Here is a 10,325-nt window from a genome sequence, read left to right on the forward strand (position 1 = left end):
AGAAAGCATCGTGCCCGTCGACCGGAGGCCGACCATGCACTAACAATTAACCTGGAGCACTCAGACGGGGCAGCTCACCGAGTGCGACGCGCATGAAAATTTTCGATCATGACGATAGGATCATTCATTATCTGCATGATCCGACATGGTGTATCCCCTCTTGAGGCAACTTGTTCAGGAGCGTCCACCATGGCTCATCTCGTCAACGATCATGTCCTTATCGACGACACCCGCATTGCGCACGGCATCCATGGCGAAGGGTCTCCGGTCGTGCTGCTCCACGGCACCCCATCCTCTTCATATATCTGGCGCAACATCCTGCCGGCGCTGGTTGCAGCTGGCCACAAGGTGCATGTCTACGACCTCTTGGGCTACGGCTTGTCCGAGCGTCCTTGGGACCCGGAGATCGACACCTCCGTTACGGGGCAGGTTCCCATTTTGGAAGGGCTGCTGGATCATTGGGGACTGGAGGATGCCCATATCATCGCCCACGACATTGGTGGTGCGGTCGCCCAGCGGTTTTCCATCTTCTCGCAACCGTGTGTTCGGTCACTTACCCTGATCGATGTAGTCAGCTTCGACAGCTGGCCTTCGAAGCGCACGCATCAGCAGATGCAGGCTGGTCTGGATGCGCTGATCAAGGCACCCGATGCCGACCACAGGGCGCATTTCCGGGACTGGTTGCTCTCGACCGTGCAGCACAAGGAACGCCTGTCTAAGACGTCGCTCGAGACGTTTCTGGAGTTCATCTCCAACCCGATCGGACAAGGCAGCCTGTTCCAGCATCAGGTCCGGCATTATGACCCCAAGCACACCGACGAACTGACACCCCGCCTTGCTGAACTCGGCAAGATTCCGGTTCAGCTGATCTGGGGTGCGGATGACGAGTGGCAGGTCGTCGCGTGGGCGCGGAAGCTGCACGAGGCCATCCCGGGCTCGGAGCTGCATGTGCTGGACGAGTGCGGCCATTTCGCAATGGAAGACCAGCCCGAGAAGATCTCTGACCTGCTGGTTGATTTCCTCAAGAAGAATGGGTGAGCCATGACCGATATCTCGCGAGCGCCGACTGGAGGACGAGACCGGCGCCGGCTTACCACTCTCTTCGAGATCACAGGCTCCGTGCTGGCCATGGCCTATGCGTTGCTGATCGCATCGAACGTCGGAGCCGAGACCCTGGGGTTCACTTTGCTGCTGATCTCGTCCGGCCTGTTCGCTGCATGGGCGGTGATCGACGGACGCTGGACCTTCCTGTTATTGCAGGCGTTCTACGCCTCTTCGGCAGTGATCGGCTTGGTCCGGTGGGGCTGACGGCGAGCTTGCCGGCCGAATAGCCCAACGGTAGCATGAAGCAAATTACTCAGAGGTAAGCACTCATCGATGCCTGTCATGTCAGATAAGTTGATCCAACGGCTGGACATCGATGCGCTTCGCGCTCTGAGCGCGATCGAGGACCAAGGTGGGGTGACCCGCGCCGCAGCGCATCTTGGACTGTCTCAATCGGCTGTGAGCCATAAGATCAAGAGGCTCGAATCCAGCCTCGACTGCGACCTTCTGAGCAGGCGCCCAGGTGCTCCCCTTTTCACGGATACGGGGCGCGATCTCTTGGGCTACGCGCGGCGCATCCTCGCCATTCACGACGAGGCGCTGCGCTCGCTCTCGAAGACACTGGTGCAGGGACAAATCAGTCTCGGCCTTACCGAGGACACGACCTGTTCCGACCTCAGTCGCATCCTCGGCCGGTTTTCGCGACTACATCCCGGCGTCTCGGTGCGGACGCGAGTGCTTCAAAGCCTCGTGCTGCAAGATCTTCTGGCGTCCGGCGGGATCGACTTTGCCATCATGCAAGTCTTCACTCACGAGGTCCGGCCACACGACATCGAGCTGTTCCGGGAACGCCTGTTCTGGGTTAAATCCCCCGATCTCGACCTCGGCTCAGGCAACACGGTGCCGTTTCTCTCATTCGATGAGAATTGTTTCTACCGTCGGTGGGCGATGGACGTTGCCCAAGAGGACGGGACGGTATTTGCGACCATCCTGGAATGCGCCAGTGCTGCCGGCATCGTCTCCGGTGTGCGAAGCGGTCTTGGTGTCGCCATTCTGAATGAGCGGCATGTAACGCCGGACATGGACGTTCTGAAGGGCTGCTTCGCCGATCCACCTGACGTTACTTATGTCGCGCGCCGGGCACGGAAACTGCGCAATCCGGCGATCGATACGCTAATCGACGAGATCAAACGGGAAATTGCAGGAGAGAGGGCTCTCCGGATCGCTTGATGACTTGGCTGTGGGACGACGCGCTGCACGATCAGGCTCATGGTCTTCGTAGAGGCCCACCCTACGTTGGTTGCCAAGGGTGACCGGCATCCGTTCGAACCTGTCGCTGCGCAAAATATTACCTCGAGCCGGCTGCCGGCCATGCGCGTAGAGACCTAAGGTCTGTCCTTAGCGACAGGTTTGGGAAGCAGCCGTTGCCCCCATGTGCAGCGAATGTCGCCTGTCCGCCCATTCAACCTGGCTACTCTCGGCCCATTCCGGACACTTGCAGACCCCGTCACGCTGCGAAACAGCTTCCTACAAGTAGCCATACGTGCATTGGCGCAGCGTTCTTTCTGCTATTACAACAACGTATGCAAGCGCCCGGAGGGAGCGCCGACCTGCACTCCACCATGTTGGCCGGGCATCATCGCCGCTGCCACGCCATCTGCACAAACCCCTCTCTGAAGGCGAAACGGGAAAGATGATCGTCGATGACTTTCCTGGCGCGGGCGAGCGCCTCGCTGTCTGACGTCGAAACCGTCACAACCAGCTCGTCAGCTGTGGCAGTCAGCATGACCGGACCGAACGGCATTGCCACTCGACCGCTTTGCGTGTCGCAGCTCGCTTCGACCTTATGCGCGAAATGCTTGCAGAGCTGTTGGAGGTAGCGGCTGGCATTCGGGGTCCGAAAACGCCCTTCATCGAGAATTCGGTCTTGCATCTGGATAATCCTGAGTTCATTGGTCGGGATATTCCTGATTGAAACAGTAGCCATTGTCCAGACCCACAGCGACGAGGCTGCGCCGCACCCGGAGACGCCCCATGAAGATCCTCGCTACCAGCCTCGTCGCTCTCGCGGTGCCGGGCTTTGCCCTCGCCTCCGACCTGACCATCACTACCGCCGCTGGCGAAGTCGCCGTGCCAGCCCGGCCCGAGTCCGTCGTGGCGCTCGACCTCGCCGCGATCGACGCGCTGGACGCGCTCGGCGTCGAACTGGCCGGCGTGCCCGAGATCACGCCGCCGGCCTATCTCGAGGCGGCGATGGCAGGCGTCGAACGTGTCGGCACGCTGTTCGAGCCCGACTACGAGGCGCTGGCCGTCATGGCGCCCGACCTGATCGTCGCCGGCGGGCGCTCGCAGAGCATGGTCGAGCCGCTCTCCGCCGTGGCGCCGACCATCGACATGACGATCTGGGGCGAGGATCTGGTCGGCCAGGCCAAGGCCCGGGTCGCCGCCTATGGCGATATCTTCGGCAAGCAGGACGCGGCGGCGGAGCTGGCTGGCGCGCTCGACAACAAGCTTACGGCGGTGCAAGGCACGGTGACCGACAAGGGCGACGCGCTGATCCTGCTGACCAATGGCGGCAAGGTCTCGGCTTATGGCGCCGACTCGCGCTTCGGCTGGCTGCACGCCGCACTGGAGCTGCCCGAGGCCTATCCCGATCTCGACGCCGAGACCCATGGCGAGGCGGTCTCCTTCGAGTTCATCGCCGAGGTCGACCCGGACTGGATCATCGTCATCGACCGCGGCGCCGCTATCGGGCAGGACGGAGAAGCGGCACAGGCCACGCTCGACAACCCGCTGGTCGCCGGCACCAAGGCGGCGCAGAACGACCAGATCCTCTACCTCGACAGCGCCCCGCTCTACCTCGCGGGCGGCGGCATCCAGTCGCTGATGGGCACGCTGGGTGAAATCGAAGCGGGCTTCTCCAAGTAAGCCATGCGCCTGCTGCTTGCCCTGTTCTTCGCCCTTCTGATCGGGGCAAGCCTCGGCATCGGTGTCGCCGACCTCTCGTCTGGCGACACCGATGCCGGCCTGCTTCTGGCAATCAGCCGCTGGCCCCGCACCGCCGCAGCCCTGCTCGCGGGCGCCGGGCTGGCGCTGGCCGGCGTCGTAGTGCAGCTCACCGTGCAGAACAGGCTGGTCGAGCCCGGCCTGACCGGCACGCCCGAGGCGGCGATGATCGGGCTGCTGGGCATCACCCTCCTCGCGCCGGGGGCCTCGATCCTTCTCAAGATGAGCGCCGCCGCCGCCGCCGCGCTCGCGGGCACGTTGGGTTTCCTGGCGCTGGCGCGCCACGTGCCGCGCCGCGACCCGGTGCTGCTGCCGCTGGTCGGTCTCGTCTACGGCGGCATCCTCGGCGCGGCGGCGCACTGGGGCGCCTGGGTCACCGACCTGATGCAATATCTTGGCACATGGACCGCGGGCGAGTTCTCGGGCGTGCTGCGCGGGCGCTACGAGCTCCTGTGGATTGTCGCCGCGCTCGGCCTCCTGCTGTGGCTCGCCGCCGATCGCATCACCATTCTCGGGCTGGGCGAGGCGCAGGCGCGCTCGCTCGGGCTCGATTACCGCCAGACCCTCGTGCTCGGGCTCGGCATCGTCTCAGTCACCGTGGCGGTGGTGGTGGTGACGGTGGGTGCGCTGCCCTTCGTCGGTCTGGTGGTGCCGAACATCGTCTCGCGGCTGCGCGGCGACAACCTACGCGCCAATCTCGGTTTGATAGCTCTGTCGGGCGGCGGCGCGGTGCTGGCCGCCGACGTGATCGGACGGCTCGTGCGGTTCCCCTACGAGATCCCGGCCGGGACGGTCTTCGCCGTGGCCGGCGCTGGCATCTTCCTGTGGCTGCTGCATGCCCCGCGACGGGTCCGCGTCGCCCATGGCTGAGCGCCGGCTAATCCTGCTGGGGCTGGCGCTGGCCCTTGGCTGTACCGCCTTCCTGCTGTGGAACCTGCGCGTGCCGATGGGCTTCATCCTGTCGCTGCGCGCCACCAAGCTCGCCGCTCTGGTGATCGTCGGCGCCGCAACCGGCGCGGCGACGGTGCTGTTCCAGACCGTGGCGGGCAACCGGCTGATCACGCCGGGCATCGTCGGCTTCGACGCGCTCTTCGTGTTCCTCCAGACCATGCTGGTGCTAACGCTCGGCGGCGCGGGCTACGCCACGCTGCCGACACTGCCGGCCTTCCTGGTCGAGACCGCCTGCCTTGCCGGGGCTGGCGTAGCGCTGTTCGGGCTGCTGCTCAGGCGGGGCGCGGGCGACCTGATCCGGCTGGTGCTGAGCGGGCTGATCCTCGGCGTGATGCTGCGCGGCCTGTCGGGCTTCGCACAGCGGCTGCTTGAGCCTTCCGAGTTCGCCGTGGTCCAGCAGGCGAGCTTCGCGAGCTTCGGCGCGGTCGACGCCACCCAGCTCGCCATCGCCGCCCCGATCCTGGGCCTGGCACTGGCGCTTGCCTGGCGGCTGTCGCCGCGGCTCGACCTGGCGCTGCTCGGCCGCGACAAGGCGATCACGCTCGGCCTCGATTTCGACCGCTTCGTGCTCGGCGTGCTGGCGCTGATCGCGGTGATGGTGGCGGTCTCGACTGCTCTGGTCGGGCCGGTCACCTTCCTCGGCCTGCTGGCCGCGGCACTGGCCCATGCGCTGCTGCGCCAGCCCCGCCATGCCGCGCTGCTTCCGGCGGCAGCCGGGCTCGGGGCGCTGATCTTGGTGTCGGGGCAATTCCTGTTCGAGCGGCTCCTGGGCTTCCAGTCCACGCTGGCCGTGATCGTCGAATTTCTGGGCGGGCTGGTGTTCCTCGCCCTCGTGCTGAGAAAGGCCGCGAGATGATCGAGATCGAGGGCCTGCGGGTCGAGCGCGACGGCACGCCGATTTTGCACGACCTGTCGCTGGCACTGCCCGCGGGCGGGATCACCGCGCTGATCGGCCCGAACGGCGCCGGCAAATCGACGCTGCTGTTGACCTTGGCCGGGCTGATCGGGCCGGCGGCGGGCCGGGTGCGGCTCGACGGCGACGATCTCCATGCGCTGCGACCGCAGGCCCGGGCGCTGCGGCTGGCGTTTCTCGGGCAGGATCAGGCGCAGGTCTCGCGGCTCACCGTGCGCGAGATGGTGGGTTTCGGCCGCTGGCCGCATCATCGCGGCCGCCCCGGCGCCGTCGACCGGGCCGCCGTGGCCGAGGCGTTGGAAGTGTTCGGCCTCGGGGCGCTGGCCGAGCGCCCCGTCTCGTCTCTGTCGGGTGGTCAGCGCCAGCGCACCCAGATCGCCATGGCCCATGCCCAGGCGACGCCACTGGTGCTGCTCGACGAGCCGCTCAGCGCGCTCGACCCGCGCTACGCCCGCGAGGTGATGGAGGCGCTGGTCGCGATGGCGCACGACCCGGTCACCCCGCGCAGCGTCGTGGTGGTGCTGCACGATCTCGGCATGGCCGCGCGCTATGCCGACCGCGTCGTGGCGATGAAGCACGGCCGTCTGGCGGCGGCGGGCCCGCGCCGCGAGGTGATGCGCGACGCGGTGCTGAGCGATCTGTTCGACACAGGGCTGAAGCTGCGTGAGGTCGAGGGCGCGGACGTCGTGCTCCCGGCCTGAGCGCCCTGGCTCCGTCTCGTCATCGATCGAGTGCTTGCGAGAATTGTGCCGGTATTTCTCGGCGTCAGAGTGCACTACGAAAGTGCAAACGTTCTACGATGTCCGCTTTGGATAGGGAGTGAGGCCGGTTTGCAGTCGCAGCAAATGACCGCTTCCCGCCAATGCTGTTGAAAAAGTCTGTGTTGCGGCGCGGCAAGTCCTTCGATTCACTCATTCCTGAGGGGATGGGAGGGTTTCGAGATGATGGGCAGGCAGGAGGCTCCGGCGCAGCTGTTCTACGAGTTCGATCTGGAGCGGCACGTCCCGGCCAACCATATGCTGCGAGAGATCGACTTGTTTCTCGACTGCGGCGGCTTGCGGGAGGCGCTGCGCCCCTTCTACAGCCACCTTGGCCGTCCATCCATCGACCCCGAACTCATCATCCGGATGCTGGTGATCGGCTACGTCATGGGCATCCGATCGGAACGTCGTCTCTGTGACGAGGTCCATCTGAATCTCGCCTATCGCTGGTTCTGCCGACTGGGCCTGGAGCGAAAGGTCCCGGATCACTCGACCTTCTCGCGCTATCGCCATGGCAAGTTCCGGGAGAGCAACCTGTTGCGTCAGGCCTTCGAAGCCACGGTCGAGCGCTGTCTGAAGGAAGACCTCGTGTCCGGCGAGGGCTTCGCCGTGGACGCGAGCCTGATCTCTGCCGACGCCAACAAGGTCCGGTCGATCGCGGCCGAGGATTGGAGCCCGGAGCGCGCGCGTGAGGTCGGGAACAGGGCGGCGCGGGAATACCTGGAGACACTCGACGATGCCGCCTTCGGGGCCGCGTCGCCTGTCCAGCCGAAGTTCGTGGCGAAGTCCGATCCGGCCGCACAATGGACCCGCGCCGAGGAAAGCCATCCATACTTTGCCTATGCCACCAACTACCTGATCGACACCAAGAGCGCGGTCATCATGGACGTCGAGGCAACGAGAGCAATCCGCCAGGCCGAAGTCGGGGCCTCGCGCACAATGCTCGACAGGACGGAGAAGCGGTTCGGTATCCGGCCGGACTGGCTGGCCGCCGACACCGCCTACGGCAACGCCGAGAACCTCGGATGGCTGGTCGAGAATCGCAGCATCATCCCCTTCATCCCGGTCATCGACAAATCAGAGCGGACCGATGGCACCTGGTCCCGGTCCGACTTCGAATGGGACGAGGCGAACGATCAATACATCTGCCCCGAGGGCCATGCTCTCAAGCAATTCCGCCGGAACTACTCCGATCCGAACCGGGGGCAGGATGCCGGCGGACGGAAGAAATACCGTGCCTTGAAGGCCACCTGCCAAGCCTGCCCATCCAAGGAAGTCTGCTGCCCGAAAGCGGAGGCGCGATACGTGACACGCGAGCCGCACGAGGAAGCACGCGAGTTCGCGCGCGAATGCCGCAAGACCAAGGCCTACAAGGTGTCCCGCGACAAGCGGAAGAAGGTGGAGATGCTCTTTGCCCACCTGAAGCGCATCCTTGGCCTGACCCGGCTACGCTTGCGCGGCCCCAACGGCGCCAAGGACGAATTCCTCCTCGCCGCTATCGCTCAGAACCTCAGGAAACTCGCGAAGCTACGGCCCCAGAATGCGCTTCGGGAGGCCACGGCATGAGCTGAGCGGCCGAATAGCCGCCTCAAGGCGGACAGACGGGCAGTTGCCCGAACGGAACGGCGGCACCCCGACGTTTGGGCTGACAAAACCGTCGCCCTCGACCAGCTTTTTCAACACAATCCGCCCGGAGCAGCCGGATCAGCTCACGGCCCACACCGGACCTTAGTGGGAGGTGCGGCACATGTCCTCTATTCAGCCCAAAGGGGCCAATTGAACCTGCTTCAAGGAATGTGCCGGAGAGGTCTCAGCGGCATAGGCTCGTTCAGCGGAGTGAACAACCTCGACAGAAGCCACGTTTGACTGCCTATCGTGTGGCCTAACGATCTACGTAGTGCAACCCATACGACCGCCAGTTAGGCCATTATAAGAAGCATATATTCACAGCCTTCAACCAAACCGCTCGATGCGTCTTGACCGAGTGGCTGATACGGCTCTTGACCTCTTGCCATAAGAAGCGAAAAGATAGCGACTGGCCTCTATCATTAGGCAAGAAATCAACCCAACGAGAATTATTTATTTGATATTGCGTGAGATTTGCGTAAACTAAAAGTTTGATCAGAGCGAAGAAAGATTGTCAGATTCGGGGTGGCAATGATTGACGGCATCTATATCGCATATTTCGCCAGTAAGGCAGGAAACAGTATGGGCATGTTCGTTTTTAAGAATGGCATTATCGCTGGTGGCGACATCGGCGGATGGGTCTACAAGGGCGAATACACCGTTGGCGATGACGGTTTCGCTGAGGGAGCGGTGACCTTTGAAATCCCGGCAGGCGCAGCGTCAATCACCGGTGTGACTGCCGATGACCAGCCGCTCAGCGTTAGGGTGCCTATCCACCTCCCAGTCATTATCGATCCGGATGAGACCTATCGGATCGAAACGCCGCAGGGACCTTTGAACGCGAAGTTTCGCAAGGTTACAGGGGCGTAACTGGGACATGACGATAGAAGAGAGTATTTTAGCGCTTACAATCTTGGCCATCTTGCTGAGCCCTATCGTCGCCCTCGAAGTTGAGCGACGACGCGATGCCAACCGGGCTAAGCTTGAACGAAAGGTAACGGTATACCGTGACCTACTACGGACACGCGGCATCCGCCTGGACGCGGTCCACGTGTCTGCGCTCAATCTTGTCGACCTTGAGTTCTACGACGACGTAGAAATTCGACGAACACTGAAAGATTATATAAGGCACCTCAGCTCGCCAATGCCTGCTGTCGAAGACCAAGACAGGTATTTTGAGCAGAGGGAGGACCTGTTCTTAGAGTTGCTTCAGATAATGGGGCAATCCCTTGGTTACAACTTCGATAAACAAGACCTGCGCCGCCTAAGCTACATTCCGCTGGGCTGGGAGAACGATCAAAAGACCCAACGTCAAAACTCGCAACTTCTGAACGAAGTTCTGTCCGGAATGCGAGCATTTCCAGTCGCCTCTCTAAATTCGACTGGTGGCCCATTCCCTGCACCACCAGAGGATTGAAGCGGCGCCTCTCTCAAAGACTTCCTGAAAGGATAGCCTGCCAACTACGCAGGGTGTGACGGGCGGCTGCGGCTCAACCCACAGCCTACGCCTCTGCTTGCCGGAGAATCAATCAAGAGCAGTGACAAAGAACTGGGCGTCGCAAAACTAAAGAGTCGGCTTCCCGCCCGGAGTAGCCGAGTCAGCTTACGGCCTTTCTCCACCACCCGCATCAATATTGACCCAGCCGGGATCTATGGATGAACACTCGTTAAGAGACGCACGTGACTCGATAGGTACAAGCGGTCGACGGCCGAGCTGGAACGCAACGTCGCGGTCCCGTGCGGTTGAGAAATGGGCAGCCTCTCCCATTTCTGTGGGGAGTTGCCGGCTCCACCGCCGGCAAGACGTAGCATATCCAGCCCTTGCTTTTCACGCGATGCCGTATGACGAACAAAAGCCCCACCCCGGACCAACCCGAACCGATCACCGCGGCCTCCTCCAGCCAGACCGATGCAAACGGAATGCAGTTGCGAGTCGATGCTGGTGCTCCCCCCCCTGTCTGTTGCGAATGGAGTAGAATGGCGGTGCGGAAGGGAGCCCGTCCCCCCCCAGGGTCGAGAGCCCG

At 63.1% G+C, this 10,325-nt stretch carries 11 protein-coding genes; 10 read left to right on the plus strand and 1 reads right to left on the minus strand.

The features are described from left to right. The first annotated feature begins 189 nt into the window (after positions 1-189). The 3 genes from O4G76_RS19290 (at position 190) to O4G76_RS19300 (ending at position 2,274) form a co-directional block, all read left to right on the plus strand. Entirely contained in the window at positions 190-1,038 is an 849-nt protein-coding gene (locus O4G76_RS19290; RefSeq protein ID WP_269398797.1) for an alpha/beta fold hydrolase, read from the plus strand. 3 nt (positions 1,039-1,041) lie between these two features. Next, positions 1,042-1,308: a hypothetical protein gene (locus O4G76_RS19295; protein ID WP_269398798.1), complete on the plus strand. Its 267-nt coding sequence runs from the start codon at positions 1,042-1,044 to the stop codon at positions 1,306-1,308. Between the two features lie 90 nt (positions 1,309-1,398). After that, on the plus strand, positions 1,399-2,274 hold the full coding sequence (locus O4G76_RS19300) for a LysR family transcriptional regulator (RefSeq protein WP_269398799.1): 876 nt from the start codon (positions 1,399-1,401) through the stop codon (positions 2,272-2,274). Between the two features lie 406 nt (positions 2,275-2,680). On the opposite strand, the gene O4G76_RS19305 is transcribed toward O4G76_RS19300, so the two are convergent. Next, positions 2,681-2,977 carry a DUF2218 domain-containing protein gene (locus O4G76_RS19305; protein WP_269398800.1) on the minus strand — a complete coding sequence of 99 codons (297 nt, stop codon included), beginning with the start codon at positions 2,975-2,977 and terminating at the stop codon, positions 2,681-2,683. A gap of 101 nt (positions 2,978-3,078) precedes the next feature. Between O4G76_RS19305 and O4G76_RS19310 the strand changes: the two genes are divergently transcribed. The 7 genes from O4G76_RS19310 to O4G76_RS19340 all read left to right on the plus strand — a co-directional run bounded on the left by O4G76_RS19310 (position 3,079) and on the right by O4G76_RS19340 (position 9,718). Continuing rightward, on the plus strand, positions 3,079-3,972 hold the full coding sequence (locus tag O4G76_RS19310; RefSeq protein WP_269398801.1) for a siderophore ABC transporter substrate-binding protein: 894 nt from the start codon (positions 3,079-3,081) through the stop codon (positions 3,970-3,972). Positions 3,973-3,975: 3 nt separating this feature from the next. Next, a complete protein-coding gene (locus O4G76_RS19315) occupies positions 3,976-4,920 on the plus strand; it encodes an iron chelate uptake ABC transporter family permease subunit (RefSeq protein ID WP_269398802.1) in 945 nt (314 codons plus the stop codon). Continuing rightward, positions 4,913-5,857, plus strand: coding sequence for an iron chelate uptake ABC transporter family permease subunit (locus tag O4G76_RS19320; RefSeq protein ID WP_269398803.1), 945 nt, complete (start codon positions 4,913-4,915; stop codon positions 5,855-5,857). The genes O4G76_RS19315 and O4G76_RS19320 overlap by 8 nt, the downstream gene beginning before the upstream one ends. Beyond that, a complete protein-coding gene (locus tag O4G76_RS19325) occupies positions 5,854-6,615 on the plus strand; it encodes an ABC transporter ATP-binding protein (protein ID WP_269398804.1) in 762 nt (253 codons plus the stop codon). The genes O4G76_RS19320 and O4G76_RS19325 overlap by 4 nt, the downstream gene beginning before the upstream one ends. A 240-nt stretch (positions 6,616-6,855) precedes the next feature. Then, positions 6,856-8,241: an IS1182 family transposase gene (locus O4G76_RS19330; protein WP_269398805.1), complete on the plus strand. Its 1,386-nt coding sequence runs from the start codon at positions 6,856-6,858 to the stop codon at positions 8,239-8,241. A 591-nt stretch (positions 8,242-8,832) separates the two neighbouring features. Then, positions 8,833-9,171 carry a hypothetical protein gene (locus tag O4G76_RS19335; protein WP_269398806.1) on the plus strand — a complete coding sequence of 113 codons (339 nt, stop codon included), beginning with the start codon at positions 8,833-8,835 and terminating at the stop codon, positions 9,169-9,171. 7 nt (positions 9,172-9,178) lie between these two features. Beyond that, positions 9,179-9,718, plus strand: a complete 540-nt coding sequence (locus tag O4G76_RS19340; RefSeq protein WP_269398807.1) for a DUF6680 family protein — start codon at positions 9,179-9,181, stop codon at positions 9,716-9,718. The last annotated feature ends 607 nt before the right edge of the window (positions 9,719-10,325 follow it).

This window comes from Limimaricola sp. G21655-S1, from assembly GCF_027213785.1.
Lineage (GTDB): Bacteria > Pseudomonadota > Alphaproteobacteria > Rhodobacterales > Rhodobacteraceae > Limimaricola.